20 protein-coding genes are annotated in these 18,689 nt (G+C 66.2%); 15 read left to right on the top strand and 5 right to left on the bottom strand.

Annotation, left to right across the window (positions count from 1 at the left end):
- Positions 1 to 3: 3 nt before the first annotated feature.
- From LC062_RS05800 to glyS, 3 genes are all read left to right on the top strand, one after another.
- Positions 4 to 1,962: a DUF2207 domain-containing protein gene (locus LC062_RS05800; RefSeq protein ID WP_224910083.1), complete on the top strand. Its 1,959-nt coding sequence runs from the start codon at positions 4 to 6 to the stop codon at positions 1,960 to 1,962.
- A gap of 90 nt (positions 1,963 to 2,052) precedes the next feature.
- Complete coding sequence (gltS, locus tag LC062_RS05795; protein ID WP_224910082.1) at positions 2,053 to 3,267, top strand: sodium/glutamate symporter; 1,215 nt, start codon at positions 2,053 to 2,055, stop codon at positions 3,265 to 3,267.
- Between the two features lie 161 nt (positions 3,268 to 3,428).
- On the top strand, positions 3,429 to 5,531 hold the full coding sequence (gene glyS, locus LC062_RS05790) for a glycine--tRNA ligase subunit beta (protein WP_224910081.1): 2,103 nt from the start codon (positions 3,429 to 3,431) through the stop codon (positions 5,529 to 5,531).
- Between the two features lie 21 nt (positions 5,532 to 5,552).
- Here the strand turns inward: glyS and LC062_RS05785 are convergent, their stop codons facing one another.
- A complete protein-coding gene (locus LC062_RS05785) occupies positions 5,553 to 6,326 on the bottom strand; it encodes an SOS response-associated peptidase (RefSeq protein ID WP_224910080.1) in 774 nt (257 codons plus the stop codon).
- A gap of 126 nt (positions 6,327 to 6,452) precedes the next feature.
- Between LC062_RS05785 and LC062_RS05780 the strand changes: the two genes are divergently transcribed.
- From LC062_RS05780 to LC062_RS05765, 4 genes are all read left to right on the top strand, one after another.
- Positions 6,453 to 6,959 (top strand): hypothetical protein, encoded by a 507-nt coding sequence (locus LC062_RS05780; RefSeq protein WP_404829688.1) that lies wholly within the window; start codon positions 6,453 to 6,455, stop codon positions 6,957 to 6,959.
- 40 nt (positions 6,960 to 6,999) lie between these two features.
- On the top strand, positions 7,000 to 7,428 hold the full coding sequence (locus tag LC062_RS05775; protein ID WP_224910078.1) for an NUDIX hydrolase: 429 nt from the start codon (positions 7,000 to 7,002) through the stop codon (positions 7,426 to 7,428).
- Between the two features lie 92 nt (positions 7,429 to 7,520).
- Positions 7,521 to 7,943 (top strand): TIGR02301 family protein, encoded by a 423-nt coding sequence (locus LC062_RS05770; protein ID WP_224910077.1) that lies wholly within the window; start codon positions 7,521 to 7,523, stop codon positions 7,941 to 7,943.
- A gap of 180 nt (positions 7,944 to 8,123) precedes the next feature.
- Positions 8,124 to 8,396, top strand: coding sequence for a hypothetical protein (locus LC062_RS05765; protein ID WP_224910076.1), 273 nt, complete (start codon positions 8,124 to 8,126; stop codon positions 8,394 to 8,396).
- 58 nt (positions 8,397 to 8,454) lie between these two features.
- Here the strand turns inward: LC062_RS05765 and LC062_RS05760 are convergent, their stop codons facing one another.
- Positions 8,455 to 9,087, bottom strand: a complete 633-nt coding sequence (locus LC062_RS05760) for a LysE family translocator (RefSeq protein ID WP_224910075.1) — start codon at positions 9,085 to 9,087, stop codon at positions 8,455 to 8,457.
- Positions 9,088 to 9,390: 303 nt separating this feature from the next.
- Here LC062_RS05760 and LC062_RS05755 point away from each other — a divergent pair, with 303 nt between their 5' ends.
- The gene (locus LC062_RS05755) at positions 9,391 to 10,089 is read left to right on the top strand and encodes a hypothetical protein (protein WP_224910074.1); all 699 of its coding nucleotides are present in this window, start codon (positions 9,391 to 9,393) and stop codon (positions 10,087 to 10,089) included.
- A 27-nt stretch (positions 10,090 to 10,116) separates the two neighbouring features.
- Here the strand turns inward: LC062_RS05755 and LC062_RS05750 are convergent, their stop codons facing one another.
- Both LC062_RS05750 and LC062_RS05745 read right to left on the bottom strand, forming a co-directional pair.
- Positions 10,117 to 10,578 (bottom strand): universal stress protein, encoded by a 462-nt coding sequence (locus LC062_RS05750; RefSeq protein ID WP_224910073.1) that lies wholly within the window; start codon positions 10,576 to 10,578, stop codon positions 10,117 to 10,119.
- 364 nt (positions 10,579 to 10,942) lie between these two features.
- A complete protein-coding gene (locus tag LC062_RS05745) occupies positions 10,943 to 12,151 on the bottom strand; it encodes a L,D-transpeptidase family protein (RefSeq protein ID WP_224910072.1) in 1,209 nt (402 codons plus the stop codon).
- A gap of 416 nt (positions 12,152 to 12,567) precedes the next feature.
- Here LC062_RS05745 and LC062_RS05740 point away from each other — a divergent pair, with 416 nt between their 5' ends.
- From LC062_RS05740 to LC062_RS05720, 5 genes are all read left to right on the top strand, one after another.
- Positions 12,568 to 13,323 carry a hypothetical protein gene (locus LC062_RS05740; protein WP_224910071.1) on the top strand — a complete coding sequence of 252 codons (756 nt, stop codon included), beginning with the start codon at positions 12,568 to 12,570 and terminating at the stop codon, positions 13,321 to 13,323.
- 121 nt (positions 13,324 to 13,444) lie between these two features.
- Positions 13,445 to 14,329: a CAF17-like 4Fe-4S cluster assembly/insertion protein YgfZ gene (gene ygfZ, locus LC062_RS05735; protein ID WP_224910070.1), complete on the top strand. Its 885-nt coding sequence runs from the start codon at positions 13,445 to 13,447 to the stop codon at positions 14,327 to 14,329.
- Positions 14,330 to 14,386: 57 nt separating this feature from the next.
- Positions 14,387 to 15,019: an HD domain-containing protein gene (locus LC062_RS05730; RefSeq protein ID WP_224910069.1), complete on the top strand. Its 633-nt coding sequence runs from the start codon at positions 14,387 to 14,389 to the stop codon at positions 15,017 to 15,019.
- A 105-nt stretch (positions 15,020 to 15,124) separates the two neighbouring features.
- A complete protein-coding gene (locus tag LC062_RS05725) occupies positions 15,125 to 15,658 on the top strand; it encodes a tyrosine phosphatase family protein (protein WP_224910068.1) in 534 nt (177 codons plus the stop codon).
- Between the two features lie 7 nt (positions 15,659 to 15,665).
- A complete protein-coding gene (locus tag LC062_RS05720) occupies positions 15,666 to 16,631 on the top strand; it encodes an NUDIX hydrolase (protein WP_224910067.1) in 966 nt (321 codons plus the stop codon).
- Between the two features lie 17 nt (positions 16,632 to 16,648).
- Here the strand turns inward: LC062_RS05720 and LC062_RS05715 are convergent, their stop codons facing one another.
- Positions 16,649 to 17,128, bottom strand: a complete 480-nt coding sequence (locus tag LC062_RS05715) for a MarR family winged helix-turn-helix transcriptional regulator (protein ID WP_224910066.1) — start codon at positions 17,126 to 17,128, stop codon at positions 16,649 to 16,651.
- A gap of 131 nt (positions 17,129 to 17,259) precedes the next feature.
- On the opposite strand from LC062_RS05715, the gene LC062_RS05710 reads away from it, so the two are divergent.
- Positions 17,260 to 17,748 carry a PaaI family thioesterase gene (locus tag LC062_RS05710; RefSeq protein WP_224910065.1) on the top strand — a complete coding sequence of 163 codons (489 nt, stop codon included), beginning with the start codon at positions 17,260 to 17,262 and terminating at the stop codon, positions 17,746 to 17,748.
- 89 nt (positions 17,749 to 17,837) lie between these two features.
- Positions 17,838 to 18,509: a pseudouridine synthase gene (locus tag LC062_RS05705; protein ID WP_224910064.1), complete on the top strand. Its 672-nt coding sequence runs from the start codon at positions 17,838 to 17,840 to the stop codon at positions 18,507 to 18,509.
- Positions 18,510 to 18,689 lie beyond the last annotated feature (180 nt).

Below are 18,689 nucleotides of genomic sequence, written 5' to 3'. Positions count from 1 at the left end.
ATCATGCCTTTCATCTCTGCTTCTCTCCGCCCTGCCGTTCCCCTCGCCACGCTTCTGGTCACAGGCGTTCTGCTGCTGCTGTCGACCCTGCTCGCCCAGGCCGACGAGCGCATTCTGTCCTTCAGCTCCACCGTTGACGTTGCCGCCGACGGCACCTTCACCGTCACCGAGGTGATCAAGGCCCGCGCCGAGGGAAACCAGATCCGGCGTGGCATCTTCCGTGACCTGCCCCTGGCCTTCGAAGGCGGCGACGGGCGCCGGCACAAGGCCGGGTTCGAGCTGGTTTCCGTTGAGCGGGACGGCGTCCCCGATGGCTCCTCGGTCAACCACGGCGGCGACGGCGTGCGGATCTACATCGGCAGTGAAAACACGCTTCTTTCCCGGGGGGAACACACCTATCGCATCGTCTACAGGCTGACCCGGCTTGTCCGGTTCTTCGACACGCATGACGAGATCTACTGGAACGCGACCGGCAACGAATGGGCGTTCCCCATCGACCGGGCGGCTGCGCGGATCATCCTGCCCGAGGGAACCTCGGCGCTGGAAACGGACGGCTACACCGGGGCTTATGGCGCGACCGGCAAGGCGTTCACCGCCCGTACGGAAGACGGCGGACGCAGCGTGCTTTTCACCGCCACGCAGCCTCTTGGCCCTGGCGAAGGGCTGAGTGTCGTGGTGACCCTGCCGGTCGGCAGCATCGCCCAGCCAGGCACTGACGAGCAGCTGGGGTATTTCTTCCTCGATTACCGGGCACAGCTCCTCGGCGGTTTCGGCGTCCTGCTGGTGCTGGGCTACTACCTCTGGGCCTGGTGGTCGGTCGGGCGGGATCCACCCGCCGGCGTGATCTTCCCCCGCTTCGAGCCTCCCGCAGGGCTGTCCCCGGCGCTCACCAACTACATCGCCAACAAGGGCTTCGGCGATGGCGGCTGGGGCGCATTGTCTGCCGCCTGTCTCAGCCTTGCGGTCAAGGGGCGGCTGCATCTGGAGAACCTTGCCGGCGATCTCACCCTTGAACGCCCCGCCAATGGCCGGGGCCGCACCAAGGACCTTCCACACGGCGAAGCGGCCATCGCCAAATGGCTGGATGCGCGTGGAGACGCGCTGACGCTCAACAAGGCGAACGGCAAGGCGGTCCAGAAGCTTGGCACCTCCTTCCGCAGCGCCATCGAGGGCGAGACCCGGCAGCGGTATTTCAAGAAGAACCGGCTCTACCTGATCCCCGGCATCGCGCTCAGTGTCGGCACCATCTTTGCCCTGCTCGCCTTTGGTCGGCTCAGCTATGACCAGATCTCGGTGCTTGTGCCGGCGATCATGACCAGTGTCGTGGTTGTGATGGTTGCCATCAACATCGGTCGGGCAGCCAGGCGCGCGCGGGGGATCGTGACGCGCATTGTCCTCGCGCTCCTCATCTTTACCCTCTTCAGTGCTGGCAACCTGATCGGCGCGGGGATGCTCTTGCAGCAAGACGGCGAGATCCCGATCCTGCCGCTGATCGCCGTCGCGCTGATCGCCATCAACCTGATGTTCGGCTGGCTGCTCGGGGCGCCGACGGCGCTTGGCCGCAAGGTGCTCGATGAGATCGAAGGACTGAAGATGTATCTCAACGTGGCGGAAAAGGACCGGCTCAACATGGCCGGCGCTCCGGCCATGAGCCCGTCGCATTTCGAAACGCTGCTGCCTTACGCGGTGGCGCTCGGGGTGGAAAAGCCCTGGGCGACGGCCTTCCAGACCTGGCTGGCCTCGGCAGCCGGCGCCGCACAGGCCGCGCACTACAGCCCCCACTTCTATAGCGGGAGCGATTTCGACAGCAGCGACATCACCGGAACCCTCGGCAGCACGCTCGGCGATATGTCCGGCTCCTTCTCCTCCTCACTGCCCGCGCCCAAGTCCTCCAGTTCGGGCTCTTCCGGCGGCGGCTTTTCCGGCGGCGGTGGAGGTGGCGGCGGCGGCGGCGGCTGGTAGGATGGTCCCATCGACCGCCGCGCTGCATGGATGGCGACGGCGGGGCGATGAATGTGAGTGGCGGCGAGAACTGGAAAGGCGCGGGCACGGATGAGCGGCGACACCATCACCATCGGCGATTTCGCCAGCTTCAACCTCGCCATCATCGTCTATTTCCTCGGCATCCACCTCAACCGAACCATTCCGGTCCTCAACCGCTACAACATTCCCGAACCGGTCTCCGGGGGCATGCTGGTCGCCAGCGCGGTGCTTGTTGCCCACCTTTCCGGGCTCGGCGAGATCACCTTCTCGCTCGCCGCCCGCGATTTCCTGCTGCTCTACTTCTTCACCTCCATCGGCCTCAACGCCCGGCTCGGCGACCTTGCCAAAGGTGGCCTGCCGCTGCTGATCCTGCTGGGGCTGACCATTGGCTACATGGTGCTGCAAAACATCGTCTCGGTCACCGCCGCCGCGGCATTCGGGCAGCCGATCGCCTATGGCCTGATCGGCGGCACGGTCTCGCTGATCGGCGGTCATGGCACCGCCATTGCCTGGGGGCCGACCCTGAGCGAGAACTATGGCGTGACCAGCGCCATCGAACTGGGCGCTGCGACGGCGACCCTCGGCCTGATCACCGCCAGCCTGCTCGGCGGACCGATCGCCAGTTACCTGATCGACAGGAAAGGTGCCGTCCCAGGGGACGAGATCCATCAGGTGCCGACCATCGGCCTTGAGCGGGACGAACAATCCTACGCCGCCGTGACCCACACCGGGCTGATGGGCACCATCCTGGTGCTGAACCTCACCATTGTGCTGGGCGCCCTGCTTCAGGAAATCCTGGCTGCGGCCGGGCTCGACCTGCCGCTGTTCGTCGTCTGTCTGTTCAGCGGCATCCTGCTCTCCAATACGGTCCCTGTGTTCTTCAAAACCCTGACCTGGCCGGCGCACAGCCGCTCGCTTGCCGTCGTCTCGGATCTGGCGCTTGGCATCTTCCTGTCCATGTCGCTGATGAGCCTCCAGCTCTGGACCATCGCCGGGCTTGCCGGGCCGATGCTGGTGACCCTGGCCGCGCAGGTGGCGATTGCCGCCCTCTTCATCCTGTTCGTGGTGTTTCCGCTGATGGGACGGGATTATGAGGCGGCGGTGCTCAGCGCCGGCTATGCCGGCTTTGCCCTCGGCGCGACGCCAACGGCCATTGCCAACATGACCGCCGTCACCAAGCATTTCGGCGCCGCTCCTCGCGCCTTCCTGATCCTGCCGCTGGTCGCGGCCTTCTTCACCGACCTGGCGAACGCGATCATCCTGCGCCTTTTTCTTGCCCTTTGAGCCCGGGCGCCCCCAAGCGGGGGTGACTTTTCCCCCTCGCCTTGCTAACGGACCCGGGACAGCATCCGAAGCGGCGATTGCCGTTGCCGTGCCGGATGCGCCATCCGTGATCCGCCGCGCCCGCCCGCGCGTCCCTCACCCAACCGTTCGAGACGCCCCCGATGCCTGATCTTCTCCTGGAGCTGTTCAGCGAGGAAATTCCCGCCCGGATGCAACGCCGCGCGGCGGAAGTCCTGAAGTCGCAAGTCACCGATGCCCTCGTGGAGGCCGGCCTCACCTATGAGGGTGCCAAGGCATTCTCAACCCCGCGCCGGCTGGCGCTGCATGTGGCAGGCCTTCCCGCCGGATCGAATCCGACCCGGGAAGAGCGCAAGGGACCGCGCGTCGGCGCGCCGGAAAAGGCGGTCGCCGGCTTCCTGCGCGGGGCCGGACTGGAGAGCCTCGATCAGGCGGAGGTCGCCTCCGACCCGAAGAAGGGCGACTTCTACGTCGCCGTGATCGAGCGCCCCGGACGGCCGAGCGAGGAGATCATCGCCGAGGCGATGCCGGAGATCATCCGCAACTTCCCCTGGCCAAAGTCCATGCGCTGGGGCACAGGCACCATGCGCTATGTGCGCCCACTGCATTCCATCGTCGCGACTTTCGGTCCGGAGACCGAGGAGCCGGAAGTGGTGCCCTTCGAGGTCGACGGCATCCGCTCGGGCAACGTGACGCGCGGCCACCGCTTCCTGGCGCCGGACGCCTTCGAGGTGCGCCGGCTGGAGGATTACGCCGACAAGCTGGACAAGGCCAAGGTCGTGCTCGACGCCGACCGGCGCAAGGACATCATCGCCCATGACGCCCGCAACCGGGCGATGGCACTGGGGCTGGAACTGGTCGAGGACGAAGGGCTCTTGGAAGAGGTCGCCGGTCTCGTCGAATGGCCGGTGGTGCTGGTCGGCAGCTTCGAGGACGCGTTTCTTGAACTGCCGGACGAGGTGATCCGCCTGACCATCCGCGCCAACCAGAAATGCTTCGTCTTGCGCGATCCGGCGACCGGCAAGCTCTCCAACCGCTTCGTCGCCATCTCCAACATCGAGGCGGTGGATGGCGGCAAGACCGTCATCGCCGGCAACGAGAAGGTGATCCGGGCGCGGCTTTCCGACGCCCGCTTCTTCTGGGACACGGACCTGAAGGCACCGCTGGAAAGCCGCCTGCCGAAGCTCGACAGCGTTGTCTTCCACGAAAAGCTCGGCACCCAGGGCGCGCGGGTGAAGCGGCTTGAGGCGCTTTCCCGGGAGCTGGCGCCGCTGGTTGGCGCCGATCCGGACAAGGCGGTGCGCGCGGCGCATCTGGCCAAGGCGGATCTGCCGACGCAGATGGTCTATGAATTCCCGGAACTACAGGGCCAGATCGGCCGCACCTATGCGCAGATGCAAGGCGAGGATGCCTCCGTCGCCATTGCCATCGAGGATCATTACAAGCCGCAGGGCCCGTCCGACGATGTGCCCACCGATCCGGTCGCCATTGCGGTCGCGCTTGCCGACAAGCTCGATCTCCTCACCGGGTTCTGGGCCATCGACGAGAAGCCGACCGGCTCCAAGGACCCTTACGCCCTGCGCCGCGCCGCCCTTGGCGTGATCCGCATCGTGCTGGAAAACGGGCTGCGGCTCAAACTCACCGACTGGCTGCGCACTGCCACGACCCCGCACCTTTCGGCCGCCGGCGAACCCGGCGTCCCGCAGGGCGAGGCGCTCTATGCCGACCTTCTCGCCTTCTTCGCCGACCGGCTGAAGGTGCATCTGAAGGACGAAGGCGCGCGGCACGACCTGATCGACGCGGTGTTCGCGCTCGGCGGTCAGGACGACCTTCTCATGATCGTCCGCCGGGTCGAGGCGCTTGGCGCCTTCCTGGCCACCGACGATGGCGCCAACCTTCTGGCCGGCACCAAGCGCGCGGCCAACATCCTGCGCGCGGAGGAAAAGAAGGACAGGGCGGCCATCGAGGGCGCGCCCCATGCCGACCACCTGGTCGAGCCGGCGGAAATTGCCCTCGCGGCGGCCATCGACACCGCCCGGGCGGCAATGCGCGAAGCGCTCGGCCAGGAGGATTTCGCCGGGGCGATGACGGCGCTGGCCGGTTTGCGCGGCCCGGTCGACCGGTTCTTCGACGATATTCTGGTCAATGCCGATGACGCGGACCTTCGCCTCAACCGGCTGCGGCTGCTCGCGGAAATCCGCGAGGCGACGCGCACGGTGGCGGATTTCTCGAAGATCGCCGGCTGAGCCGGGCGGGAGAGCTTCCCGTCAGAACAGATCGAGTTGCGACGAGGGCGCGGCGGGAGACCTGGCCGCGCCCTTGCCTTTTTTCGCGCCCGCCTCGCGCGGCTTTTCCTCCGGCGGTGCCACCACCGGATCGGCCGCCGCTTGCAGTCCCGGATCGTCATCGCGGGCACTGTTGATCCGGGTGGCGACCGGCACCGCCTCGAACAGGCTCTCCGGTGCCGGCCTCAACAGCGCCTGCGCCTCGCGCACAGAGACCCCGCCCACATCGAGCCAGGTGGCGAAATCCTCCCGGGCAATCACCGCCGGCATCCGGTGGTGGATCGGCGCAATGGATGCGTTTGAGGAAACCGTCAGGATCGCGCCGGTCTCGATCTCGCCGCCATCCGGGTCGCACCAGTCCTCGTAGAGCCCTGCGAAGGCGACCAGCCCGCCCGCCTTCGGACGGATCCAGTAGGGCTGTTTCGGCCCTGCATCCGGCCGGTACCATTCGTAGAAGCCGCTGGCCGGGATCAGGCAGCGGCGATGGCGCATGGCCGCCCGAAAGGACGGCTTTTCCGCCGCCGTTTCCGCCCGGGCGTTCAGAAGCAGCGAGAAACTGGCCGGATCCTTGACCCAGCCGGGAACCAGCCCCCAGCGCACCAGCGCGAAATGCCGTGCCCCATGGGCGAAGCGCACGGTGGCAATCGGCTGGGTCGGTGCGATGTTGTAGCGCGGCGGGAACCACGGCTGCTCGACAAACTCAAAGAATGCCCGCACCTCTTCCGGTGTTGCCGTCAGGCTATAGCGTCCACACATTGCACCCACTCCGCAGCCACACCACAGGTTGCCGCGACGGATTTCCCCGTTCTGACATCCGGTTAGCCAATTCGAAACCGTACCTCAGCTAAACTGACAGGGATGGAAATTCCAAGAGGCATGGCAATGGATCAGGCGTGTTCCACATTGGGAGAAGGCAAGTTGACGGCGGAGCGTCTCACTGCCGCCAATATCAACCCCCGCACCGGCCTTGCTACCGACTACCTCAACCACTTCAACGAAGTGGTGATGCTCCTGGAAATGCTGCCGGACATGCCCGAATGCGCCGAGGATGTGCTGGAATGGCAGCCGCTCAGCTATGAAGCGCATTTCGAGGCCTCCAACTTCGCCGAGAAGCATCTGGCCATCGAGGCGTTTCGCGCCGCGCCGGTGCCGGTGCGCCGCGCCTTGCGCGATGTGGTCGCCACCCTCGATACCGCCGTGTGCGAGAAGCAGGGTCGGTTGCGATCGGCGGAGGACGTGCGCCTGATCGCCGAGCAGGTGGCGCATGAGACCGTGGAAGAGGTGCGGCCGCTGATCGCCAGCGCCAGTGCCATCATTCACGGCGAGGCAATCCCCGATGGCACCGAGGATACGGAAGCGCAGGACGCGATCGACGCCCTGTTCGCCTGATCGCTTGCCCCGGAGCGCGCGGCATGATTTGTCGGGTGCCATGATCCTTCGCCCCCAGCTTGGCGTCAGCGTGCTGTGCCATGACCAGAACCGGGTCGTGCTCGTCCAGCGCGGCAAGCCGCCCTATCAAGGCCACTGGAGCCTGCCCGGCGGCAGTGTCGATTTCGGCGAATCGCTCGCCGACGCCGCCTTGCGCGAGCTGCGCGAGGAAACCGGGCTTTCCGCGACCCTGGAGACCGCTCCCGCCGATCTGGTCGAACTCCTGCCGCCGCCCGTGCAGGACGAGGCGGGGTCCACGCTTGCGGGCGTTCATTTCGTGATTGCCGTGTTTCGCGCGCGGCATCCGGCCGGCCAGCTTCAGGCCGGCGACGATGCCCTTGATGCCCGCTGGGTCAGCTTCGATGCCCTCGACGCACTGCCGATGACGCCGGGCACCGCCGCACGCATCCGGCGGCTGATGCCCCGCTGATCGGCGACGGCGGTCGCGGCGACCGCCACATCATCCGGGCACAAGCCGCACCACCCCTTGCCTTGCCGCGCCAACCGACGCATCTTCGCCCCATGCTGCGCACGCTTCGCCCCTTCGCGCCCTTGCGTTTTCTCACCGCGTCCCTGGCCGCCGCGCTCGTGCTTGCGCCGCTCGTTCTTGCCCCATCGGTCAGCGCCCAACCGGCGGCGGAAGACCCACCCTATGAAGCGGACCTGATGCGTCTTTCGGAGATCCTCGGCGCCCTGCACTATCTGCGTCCGCTCTGCGGCGCCACCGACGGCCCCCTGTGGCGCGACCAGATGCGCGCCCTGCTCGATGCGGAAACCCGGGACGCGAACCGCGAGCGGCGGTTCATCGAGCGGTTCAACCAGGGCTATCGCGGCTTTTCCTCCGTCTATCGCCGCTGCACACCGGCTGCCGAAGTGGCCCTCGCCCGCTATATCGAGGAAGGCAGCGCGCTCGTGCGCACGGTCACCACCCGCTACAATCGCTGAACCTTGTGCCCCTTCCCACCTCCGGACTGTGACCTGTTAACCATATTGGTTAGAATTCCCGGGGGAAATTAAGGTTTCGTTTACGATCCGTTTGGCGACTCGCCGGCCCGTGCTACGCCTAGGTCAGACACGACTCATGGGCCAGAACGGCCCCAACACCGGACCGAAGGCGGCATCGCGATGCGAGATACCGAACTCAACGACATCGACCACGACGAGCAGATGGTCTCGGACCAGGACATCCGCCAAATGGCGCTCGGCTATATCGATGAAGCCTTCGCCGAAGCCATCGCCGATGGCATCGACCCGGCAGCGGTTTCCCATGCTGCGCTGTTTACCGCTTTCGCCGATCTCGTCGCCAGCTTCGGTGAGGAAGCGGTGGCCGCCCTTGCCGAAGAGTTTCCCGAGCGGGTCCGGCGCGGCGACTACACCCTGAACCGCCCGCTGCACTGACCCGCGCCGGACGCCAGGCGCCGCCGACAGGCGCCCCGCCGCGTCCGTCACCGCTGCGTCAGGCCGCTTCCAGAAAGAGGTGGACGAACAACCCAAGGCCGAACAGGATCAGCAGCCCGCCGGAAATCCGGTTGATCCAGGCAAGCCATTCGTCGGTCAGCCGCGCCCGCAGGCGGGACACGGTAGCGGCCAGGAACACCCACCAGAGCAATGCGCCGGCAATAACCCCCATAACCATTGCCGCTGCAGCGGCATAGTCCCCTGGGTCCGGCGTCCATTTTCCAAGACTGCCGAAGATCGCCAGAAAGCCGAGCACCACGCCAGGGTTGGTGACAGTGATGGCAAAGCCGGTGGCCAGCCCGGACAAGAGCCCGCTCGCACCACCGTTTTCCGCCTCCATATGCGGCCGTGCGACCAGCACCCGGACACCGAACAGGATCACCAACAGGCCGCCTGCGGTCTGGATGAGCGCGCTGTGCCGGGCCACGAAGTCGGAAACGGAGGTGATGCCAAAGGCGGCGAAGCTGGCATAAAGGCCATCGGCCAGCACCGCGCCCAGCCCGGCCAGCACGCCCGGCAGGAAACCGTAACGCAGCGCCCGCTGGATTGCCGCGATGTTGACCGGCCCGACGGGCGCGCTGGTGGCGACGCCGATGGCGCCACCAATCAGGAAGAAAAACGGATCGAACAAACTCACTCTCTTCCTGATGTCATATCGCTGTGCGCCTCGCCCTTTGCCCCACGTTTCCTCGATGCGCGAACCATCGCCGAAACGCCTGAGCTTGCCATAGCCCAAATTCGCGGTCTCGCTCAACCGTCCACAGCCTGCTTCCACCCCTCTCGCCCGATCAGTGCGCGCGACAAGCGCTTTCACTGCACCGTTCATTGATCTAGTGTGCGGTCGCCTTGCGACCGCGACCCGACCTTTGTGCGCGCGCACCCGGGTCACCGCATCGCCTTCTGACGCTCCCCAATCAACTCGGGAACCTGCTGAATGTCCCCTCACCTTCTGGCGTCTTCCCTTGTCCTCGCTACCGCCCTCACCGGCTCGGTGATCGCCCGGGCCGCGACCCCGGTCACCACCGAGCGCATCCAGCTTTCGCCGCCGGAGGACACCGGCAGCCCGATCCCGGCCGATGCGCTTCAGGGCGCGGAGGCACCCGCGCCCGAGCAGGACGCGCCCGCCGACACAGCCACCGAGGAAGCCCCCGCCGCCACGCCCTTGCCCATACCTGAGGTTCACCATGGTGAGGCAGGCCTGCCCAAGCCGGTGGCGCGGATGCGGGCGCAACTGCTGGAGGCCGCCTATTCTGGCGATCTTGAGCGGCTGCGCATGGTGCTGGAAGGCAACGAGTTGATGCCGACCCTGACCTTCGGCGAGATGACCGACCCGGTCGAGACGCTGAAGGCGGCCTCCGGCGATGGCGAGGGCCTTGAGACACTCGCGATCCTGACGGAAATCCTGGAGGCCGGCTATGTGCATGTCGACAAGGGCACGGCGCAGGAAATGTACATCTGGCCGTATTTCGCCCGCTTCCCGCTCGACCGGCTGAGCCGTGAGCAGACCGTGGAGATGTACCGGATCGTCACCGCCGGCGATTTTGCGGAGATGGAAGCGACCGGCACCTGGCTGTTCTACCGGGTCGGCATCGGTCCGGATGGCACCATGCATTATTTTGTCGCCGGCGACTGACGCCCGCACCGCCGCCCGCGCAGCCGGCTATCGCACCACGAAGACGGACAGGCTGCTGTGGGCGGCCAGATAGCCGGCGCGCGAGGCGAAGAGGTGCTCGGCAAACCCGGGAACATGCGAGGCCATGACGATCAGGTCGGCACCGATTTCCTCGGCCGCCGCGCGGATCCGGTCATCGAGATCAACCGCCGGATCATGAGCCAGCATCGCCTTTGCCTTTATCGGCAGCCCGAAGGTGATGGACTGCTCGCCGGAAAAGGCTTCAAGTTTCTCCCTGTATTCCTCAGGGGAATGCGCCAATGGACTCGGGGTTCCCGCCGTAACTCCCACAAGAGTAAGCGAGGCGCCATAGAGCCGTGCAAGATCCGCCCCGACCTTTAGCGGCCGCTGCATCCCATCCACATGAGCAAGGTCGACGGGGATCAGAATCGTCTTGAACACTGTGCTGCCTCCTTTGGGGATGATCGAACCAACCAGCACTGGCTGCATCGTGATACCCTAGGGTCCAGACTCATAAATGAGCTTGAAATGGTTTGAGGCGGATTGCTCCTGATCAAGAAGCGGAAGCGCAGGAAATGTGGTTCATTTTCCAGCCTTTCGCGACGCATGAGCAAGCGCAATCCGGTCAAATCCTTCAGGACATGGAAATGGCTTCACCCTGCGTCGTCAGCGCGTTTGACCGGGCAACAAGCCCGCTCCGCACGCCCTTCCTCGCAGCCTCTTGCCATTTCCCATGCCATGTCAGCCTCATCTATGAGTCTGGCCCCTAGAAAGACAACCTGCTTTCTTGCCATGGTGCATGTCAATTGCCGACATGCCCATGAGCAGGAACGACATTCTGGGCAAAGCCCGGCTATTGCCGCGTGGTGACGACGAAATCCGTCCCGAGGCCGGAGTGCAGGCGAAACGGCCGGTCGGTAACGATCAGCGAGGTTCCGGGCACCAGCCGGGCACCCAGGAAGGCGCGCGTCTCGTCGGAGAGTTCGATTCGGTCGAGCACGGTTGCAACGCTCGCGCCCGGAGTTTCCGCCGCCGTCACCTGCATCCAGCGCATGGGCGCGGCCCCCTCCTTCGCCGACGCATCCGGCCCCAGCGCGGTGAAGATATGGGTGCCGGTCGGTGCGTCGGGATCCTTCAGCACCACATTGGCCGAATAGAGCTCGCGAAACTTGCGCCGGACGTAGAGCTTGCCGGTTGCCGGCCCGGGCTCGCCCGCCTCGGCATAGAGCGCACGCAACACCACGTCGGTCGGCTCACCGGTCACCGGCAGGTCGGCCCCTTCCTGGAACAGGCGCAGAGCCTCGCGGGTACGGCGACCCATCACCCCGTCGATCGGCCCCGGCGCATAACCGAGCCGGTGAAGCTGGCGCTGCATGTCGCGCAGACGCTCGCGGGCGTCGGTCCGGGTGATCAGAATGCGCAAGGGAACGCGCGGCTCCTCGGCGGCCCGCTCTTTCTCAACGACCAGCGCGGCGACCGCGGCCGGCTTGCCTGCGTCAAGCGCCCCGCGCAAAGCTCCGGTCGTTCCCACCGCCTCATCCAGGCTGGCAACCTCGGTCGCGCGCGTCGCCGGCTGCGGCAGGAGCGGATGGGAAATCGGCACCGGCTGTGTCAACTCACGGGTGACCACCACGTGGGCGCCGCGCTCGGTCAGGGAAAACAGCCGCTTGGCGAATTTCCCCGGCAGGCGGACACAGCCGTGGGAGGCCGGATAATTCGGCACCCGCCCCTGATGCAGGGCGATGCCCGACCAGGTCAGACGCTGCATGTAGGGCATCGGGGCATTGTCGTAGATGTTGGAGAAATGCTTGCGGCGCTTTTCCAGAATGCTGAACACGCCGGTCGGCGTACCGTAACCGCGCTTGCCGGAGGAAATGCGCGAGCTCTCCATCAGCCGGGTGCCCCGGTAGACATCGAGACGCTGTTCCTTCAGCGAAACGATCACCTGCAACGGATCATCCGGCGCGATCACCGGCGCGCTCTGACCGGCCACCGGCGTCAACTGGCCGGCATCGCGGGCCTGTGCCGGCGTGTGGGCGAGCAGCGCAGCGAGCATCGTCATCGAGGCCGCCACTCCGAAAACGATCCTGCCGCGCGGAAGATGCGCTCCGTTCGAAATCAGTCCGATCATATTCACACCCATCCTACTCGGTACACGCCGACGGTCCGGGAAACCCTAGCGGCGACCGGTGAATCTCTGGTTAGCCCGCATTGTTAGATGCCGCGCCAGCGTTCACATCGCAGTGATCGCCATCACAGGTCGAGCGGAGCGAATGCGGGGGCAACAGCGCCCGCACGAGCCCTCATCCACAGGTGTTCAACAGGGTCACAAGAAAAAACTTGCCTTTCGAATTACAATTCAACGTTGCGACTCAGGGCGCGATTCGGAATGCTTTTCCGCATCGGCCCCTCCCGGCCCGAAACCCGAACAACCAGACCTTGCAAAACGCGGTCGCCAGGTCCGCGATGGAGATCACCGTGCTCACCACCCAAGCCATCAGAAACCTGCCGGTCCCGGATCTGTTCACCGACATCGACGACATCCGCATGAGCGACTGCCCGATCGAGGCCGACGCCCTTCCGGCGGTCAATGCGCTGCTGGAGCACACGCCCTGTCTGCGCAAGGTCGGCGAAGCCTTCGAGGCAGGCCTTTTCGACATCATCGAGATGAACTTCGTGGAGTGTCATCCGGCGCAGGAACAGGCCCTGCGCCAGCTGGTGCATCTGTTGTCCCGACGCATTCTGGATATTTTCGAAGCTGCCCTCTTGATGCGCCAGCTGTCGCTGGAGGATGGCACCATCACCGCCTCGGCGGCGGAGATCGCCGCTTTCATCGAAACCGCCCGGGAGGAAGCACAGATCCAGTGCCTCGATATCAACGAGCTGCGTCCTTCAGCCGAACAGATGGCCTATGCGGCGGTGCTGAAGACCGTCTTCGATGAGCTGCGAAGCTATCTCAGCCTGCCGACCCTCGATCTCGAATTCCTGATCGGGGAGCTGAAGGCCTGCCTGGACCTTGTCATCCAGCGGCATGTCTGGCGGCGGATCCGCATCGAGACCGAGACCCATCGCCGGGTCGGCGACCAGATCGAGGCACTGATGGCGCTGGCCAGCGACGCCGACACCCAGCGCATTCCCCGCCTTTTCACCATCCGGCCGATCCCGCCCCGGGCGCGGCTGGCCGACCTTTCCCCCAGCCACAGCGCGACAGCGCCGGTTCTTGATCCGGCCTGAAACAAAGCCCTCCGCGCCGGATCGGCGGATAACCCGGTTCGCCCCCCTTGTTGCACCCGTCGATCCGGCCTATGTCGCTTACAGCCTTGAAACGACGGACGGACACGGACGGAGGGAACGCATGGGCATGGGCAAGATCGCGCATCTGGCAGACCGGGGCGTGGTGCGGGTCGGCGGGCCGGAGGCGCGCGGGTTCCTGCAAAATCTCCTGACCTGCGATCTCGACCGGATCGAGGAGAACGGCGCCGGAACGGGCGCGTTGCTGACGCCCCAGGGCAAGATCCTGTTCGGCTTCCTCATTTTCCGCCAGGGAGAGGACTACCTGCTTGACCTGCCGCGCGCCGCCGCCGGCGATCTGGTCAAGCGGCTGACCTTCTACCGGCTGCGGAGCAAGGTGGAGATCGCCGATATCAGCGCGGAAACGGCGGTTCTGGCCCTTTGGGGCGGCGAGGTCACTGCGCCGGACAGCGCCCTTGCCCATGGGGCCGATCCCCGGCTTGCCACCCTCGGACAGAGGGCCGTCGTGCCCGCGTCCGGCGATGGCTCTCCCTTCGCAGAGACGACGGCGGACGCCGCCGCCTACCGCCGGCACCGGATCGCCCTTGGCGTTCCCGAAGCGCCGTTCGACTTTGCCTATGGCGATGTCTTCCCGCATGACGTTGATATGGACGACCTGAACGGCGTTGCCTTCGACAAGGGCTGTTTCATCGGTCAGGAAGTGGTGAGCCGGATGCAGCATCGCGGCACCGCGCGCCGGCGCATCGTCAAGGTCACCTCGGACACCGCGCTCCCCGCCTCCGGCAGCACCATTGAAGCCGGCGGAAAGCCGGTTGGCACGCTCGGTTCCGTCGATGGCACGCGAGGGCTCGCCCTTGTCCGTCTCGACCGGGTGGCGGCAGCTCAGGCCGCCGGCACGACGGTTGCCGCAGACGGCGTCGCGCTCCGGTTCGCCCTGCCCGAGTTTGCCCGGTTCACCTGGCCGGAGACAGCGTCCGCCGACGATTGACATGGGCGGCCGAGACCGACCACGCTTCCCACCGACGCGATCACACGAACGGGCTCCATGAAATCGACCGAACCCCGCGCCTGGCAACGAATGCTCTCCGGCCGCCGCCTCAACCTGCTCGATCCCTCGCCGCTCGACATCGAGGTCGAGGACATTGCCCACGGGCTCGCCCGCGTCGCCCGCTGGAACGGACAAACCATCGGCGACAACGCCTTCTCGGTGGCCGAGCATTCGCTTTTGGTGGAGGAGCTGGCCCGGCGGCTGAAGCCGGACCTGCCGCCGCACTGGTGCCTGGTCGTGCTGCTGCATGACGCGCCGGAGTATGTGATCGGCGACATGATTTCGCCCTTCAAGACGGTGATGGGCGGCAGTTACAAGGAGATCGAGGCGCGGCTTCAGGGCGCCATTCACCTGCGTTTCGGCCTGCCGGCGGAGACACCAAAGACGGTCAAGACCCTGGCCAAGCGCGCCGACATGATTTCCGCCTATTTCGAAGCGGTCGAACTGGCCGGATTCGACGACCGGGAGGCCGGGCGCCTGTTCGGCCGGCCGCGTGGCTTCGACGACGGGCCGCAAGGCGCGCCGAGGCTCGGCCTCGCCCCGCTGCCTCCTGCGGAGGCCCAGGCACGTTTTCTCGCTCGCTTCACCGAGATCGAACAGGCACGCGCGACCCAGACACCGCGCCGGTGAGACACGGAAGACCGCAGCAGATCCCCAGCGCCCGGCACCAGACGCCAGACGCCAGACGCCAGACCTGCTACCTTGCGACAGCATCGCCGATACGGAGGCCTCGCCATGATCACCGTTTGCTCTCTCGCGCATCTGCCGGAAACGGTGCGGGTTACCGGCGCCCGCCGGCTGGTGACCCTGATCAGCGCCGGAACGGTGGTGCCGCGACCGCCGGAAATCGCCGAAGACGATCATCTGTTCCTGTCCTTCCATGACATCACCACCCCGGCCGAGGGCATGACCCCGCCCGGAGAGGCGCATGTGCGCCAGTTACTCGACTTCGTCGCCGACTGGGACGGGACAACGCCGATGGTGATCCATTGCTTTGCCGGCATCAGCCGCTCCACGGCAGCCGCCTACATCACCGCCTGTGCCCTGCGGCCCGATGCCTGCGAGGCCGGGCTGGCGGCAGCCTTGCGTTCGGCCTCCGCCTCGGCGACGCCGAATGCCCGGCTGGTGGCGATCGCCGACCGGCTGCTCGATCGGGACGGCCGGATGATCGACGGCATAAGGGCGATTGGCCGGGGCGCGGACGCTTTCCAGGGGACCCCGTTCACCGTACCGCTGGAACCGGTCCCTGTGGCCGGGGTGGAGCGCTGACCGGCCGATGATCGAGATTGGCCTCAACGCGGTGATCGTCGCGGTCGATGACCCGCAGCCGCTGGTACTGACCGTGGCGACACCGGTTGCCCAGCAGGCACCGTCCCTGCCTTTCGGTCCGTTCGACCCGGAGCGTCATCGCACCTTCGAGATCGGCCTGCGCGAATGGGTGGAGGAACAGACCGCGCTGACCCTCGGCTATGTGGAACAGCTCTACACCTTCGGAGATCGGGGCCGCCATCACATCCACAGCGACGAAGGCCCACATGTGGTCTCGGTCGGCTATCTGGCGCTGGCGCGGCAAACCAGCGAATCGGAAGAGGCGCTGGCGCGCGAGAACGCCACCTGGCGCTCCTGGTACGATTTCTTCCCCTGGGAGGACTGGCGCTCCGGCTGCCCGGGCATCGTCACCGAGCACATCCTGCCAGCGCTGGAGCGCTGGGTGGCCGCACCGGTGCCGGCGGGCAGCCCGCCGCGCGCGCAAAGCCGCGAGGACCGGATGCATCAGGCCTTCGACATTCAGGACGGGATCTGGGACGAGGAAAAGGTGCTCGACCGGTTCGAACTGTTGTTCGAGGCCGGCCTTCTTGCCGAGGCGCGGCGCGACGGACGCCCGGCGGCGCTGGAGCGCCCCTGCCTGCCGCCACTCGGCCAGGCGATGCTCTACGACCACCGGCGGATCCTGGCAACTGCCATCTCCCGCCTGCGCGCCAAGCTGAAATACCGCCCGGTGGTGTTCGAACTGATGCCGCGCACCTTCACGCTGACCGACCTGCAGCGCTGCGTCGAGGCGATTTCCGGGCGCCACGTGCACAAGCAGAACTTCCGCCGTCTGGTGGACAAGGCCGAGCTGGTCGAACCCACGGGCGAGACCTCGACCCAGACCGGTGGCCGGCCAGCGGCGCTGTTCCGCTTCCGCCGGGAGGTGCTGAAGGAGCGCCCGGCGCTCGGCCTGCGGGTCGGCGGCCGATAGCCCGGCTACGCCCCCGTCTACAGCTCTTCTCGCGCCTTGCGCGCCGCGCGGGACGGATCGAAACTTCGCGTCGCCGTTTCCGCCTCCTCCAGCAACTGCCACAACAGGGCCAGCCGTTCCGGCCCCATCGCCCGGTTGAGCGTGCCTTCCGCCCGGCGCCAGCAAGCGACCGCTCCGGCAAAGGCCGTCCGCCCCGTATCGGTCAGCATGACCCGGTGCTCGCGCTGATCCTCGCCAGGGTCCTCCCGCAAGAGACCGGCGGCGAGAAGGCGCTCCAACGTCCGGGTCATGGTGGTGCGATCGCTGCCCAGAAGCCGTGCAAGTTCCGACACGCTGCGCGCGTGCCCTTCGCCCAGCGCCGCCAGCACCGCGAATTGCGAGATGGTCACGCCGCTGCCATCCAGCGCCCGTTCGTAAAGGCGGGTCACCGCGCGCCCGGCGCGGCGCAGCCGGTGACAGGAACACAAGAGATCGTTGCTCATGGCGCATGCTAGCATGGCCGCGATTTCCGTGCATCAGCACTTATTTTATGGAACCTTCGCATCACCTCCCTGCTTCGCCAGGCCATTGCCTTGCACATCGGCTCGTGATTATGTGCTGATACACGCATAAACCGGGAGCATGACAGATGGATTTTCAGGAGCGGACATTCGGGCTGGCCGATCGGGCCGAAACCGCGACCATGACCGGCCTTGCCATGCTTCGGGCGATGCTCGATGGCCGCTTCCCCGCACCACCGATCTGCCAGACCATGAATTTCATCCTGACCGAGGTCGAGGACGGCAGCGCCCGCTTCGAGGGCGAGCCGGGCTTTGCCCATTACAATCCGATGGGCATGGTACATGGCGGCTGGATCGCCACCATCCTGGATTCCGCGCTTGGCTGCGCGGTTCACACCACCTTGCAGCCCGGCGAGGGGTACACCACCATAGAATTCAAGGTGAACAACGTCCGCCCGCTGTTTCAGACCAGCGGCCGGGTCATCTGCGACGGAACGGTGCTGCATCGGGGCCGGCGCATGGCCACCTCCGAGGCGCGGCTCGTCGATGAGAACGGCAAGCTGATCGCCCATGGTGTGGAAACCTGCATGATCTTTCCCGCCGGCGAGACCCGCTGACCGCGCGGGAAAGCAGAAAGCCCTCTGCGCGCGGGGTGGAAGCACATGGTGCATTGCGCGTGGGCGGCCGGGCGCGGTAAAGGGACGGCATGTCGTCCGCTGCCCTCCCTCCCCTGGTCTATGCACCTCCGTGCGAGCCGTTCCTGACGATCCTGCATCAGGACGCGGATCTGGTCGTCTTCGACAAGCCGAGTGGTTTGTTGACCGTTCCCGGCAAGGCGCCGGAACTGGCCGATTGTCTGGAGACCCGGGCACGGGCACGCCTGCCGGAAGCGCGTCTGGTGCATCGGCTCGACATGGACACCTCCGGGGTGGTGGTGATGGCGATGAACCCGGCGGCGCAGCGGCATCTGGGATTGCAGTTCGAACGGCGCAAGCTCTCCAAGACCTATATCGCCCGGGTCTGGGGAGAGGTAGCGGGAAGCGAAGGCGAGATCGACCTGCCGCTCATCTGCGACTGGCCGAACCGGCCGCGGCAGATGGTCGATCATGAACGGGGCAAACCGGCCCAGACCCGCTGGCAGGTGCTTGCCCACGAGAATGGCACGACGCGCCTGCGCCTGTTCCCGCTCACCGGCCGCTCGCATCAATTGCGGGTGCATATGCTCAGCCTTGGCCATCCGATCCTCGGCGACCGGCTTTACGCCGGGCCGGAGGCGCTGGACGCTGCGCCGCGTCTGCAGTTGCACGCCGAAAGCCTCACCCTGCGCCATCCCACCGGCGGGCGCGAATGCCGGTTCGAAGCCTCCTGCGCCTTCTGAAGCGCTTGTCTTCGACAGAAAAAACAACGCCAGCGCAGCCAGTTGCACCAAATCTTAGCACAGCCATTAACCCTGTTCGCCGCGGTTTATCGCGGCGCGGCGCACCGACTTCCCTGTTTCCGCCGACTTCCGACCTGGTTAACCCTCTCTCAAGGTTAAGAGCGGAGGATAAGCACTGAC

It is taken from the genome of Stappia indica (genome assembly GCF_020177335.1).
Lineage (GTDB): Bacteria > Pseudomonadota > Alphaproteobacteria > Rhizobiales > Stappiaceae > Stappia > Stappia indica_B.
Note: the sequence above shows the minus strand (reverse complement) of the source record. Positions and strands in the feature narration are given on the sequence as shown.

What these genes read in the sequence shown, in the direction of transcription:
- LC062_RS05755 (WP_224910074.1), top strand. Translation starts at nt 9,391, where the DNA reads ATGTCCCCTCACCTTCTGGCGTCTTCCCTTGTCCTCGCTACCGCCCTC.
- LC062_RS05770 (WP_224910077.1), top strand. Translation starts at nt 7,521, where the DNA reads ATGCTGCGCACGCTTCGCCCCTTCGCGCCCTTGCGTTTTCTCACCGCG.
- LC062_RS05775 (WP_224910078.1), top strand. Translation starts at nt 7,000, where the DNA reads ATGATCCTTCGCCCCCAGCTTGGCGTCAGCGTGCTGTGCCATGACCAG.
- LC062_RS05780 (WP_404829688.1), top strand. Translation starts at nt 6,453, where the DNA reads ATGGATCAGGCGTGTTCCACATTGGGAGAAGGCAAGTTGACGGCGGAG.
- LC062_RS05750 (WP_224910073.1), bottom strand. Translation starts at nt 10,578, where the DNA reads ATGCAGCCAGTGCTGGTTGGTTCGATCATCCCCAAAGGAGGCAGCACA.
- LC062_RS05705 (WP_224910064.1), top strand. Translation starts at nt 17,838, where the DNA reads ATGTCGTCCGCTGCCCTCCCTCCCCTGGTCTATGCACCTCCGTGCGAG.
- ygfZ (WP_224910070.1), top strand. Translation starts at nt 13,445, where the DNA reads ATGGGCATGGGCAAGATCGCGCATCTGGCAGACCGGGGCGTGGTGCGG.
- LC062_RS05800 (WP_224910083.1), top strand. Translation starts at nt 4, where the DNA reads ATGCCTTTCATCTCTGCTTCTCTCCGCCCTGCCGTTCCCCTCGCCACG.
- gltS (WP_224910082.1), top strand. Translation starts at nt 2,053, where the DNA reads ATGAGCGGCGACACCATCACCATCGGCGATTTCGCCAGCTTCAACCTC.
- LC062_RS05745 (WP_224910072.1), bottom strand. Translation starts at nt 12,151, where the DNA reads ATGACGATGCTCGCTGCGCTGCTCGCCCACACGCCGGCACAGGCCCGC.
- LC062_RS05765 (WP_224910076.1), top strand. Translation starts at nt 8,124, where the DNA reads ATGCGAGATACCGAACTCAACGACATCGACCACGACGAGCAGATGGTC.
- glyS (WP_224910081.1), top strand. Translation starts at nt 3,429, where the DNA reads ATGCCTGATCTTCTCCTGGAGCTGTTCAGCGAGGAAATTCCCGCCCGG.
- LC062_RS05730 (WP_224910069.1), top strand. Translation starts at nt 14,387, where the DNA reads ATGAAATCGACCGAACCCCGCGCCTGGCAACGAATGCTCTCCGGCCGC.
- LC062_RS05715 (WP_224910066.1), bottom strand. Translation starts at nt 17,128, where the DNA reads ATGCTAGCATGCGCCATGAGCAACGATCTCTTGTGTTCCTGTCACCGG.
- LC062_RS05720 (WP_224910067.1), top strand. Translation starts at nt 15,666, where the DNA reads ATGATCGAGATTGGCCTCAACGCGGTGATCGTCGCGGTCGATGACCCG.
- LC062_RS05725 (WP_224910068.1), top strand. Translation starts at nt 15,125, where the DNA reads ATGATCACCGTTTGCTCTCTCGCGCATCTGCCGGAAACGGTGCGGGTT.
- LC062_RS05785 (WP_224910080.1), bottom strand. Translation starts at nt 6,326, where the DNA reads ATGTGTGGACGCTATAGCCTGACGGCAACACCGGAAGAGGTGCGGGCA.
- LC062_RS05710 (WP_224910065.1), top strand. Translation starts at nt 17,260, where the DNA reads ATGGATTTTCAGGAGCGGACATTCGGGCTGGCCGATCGGGCCGAAACC.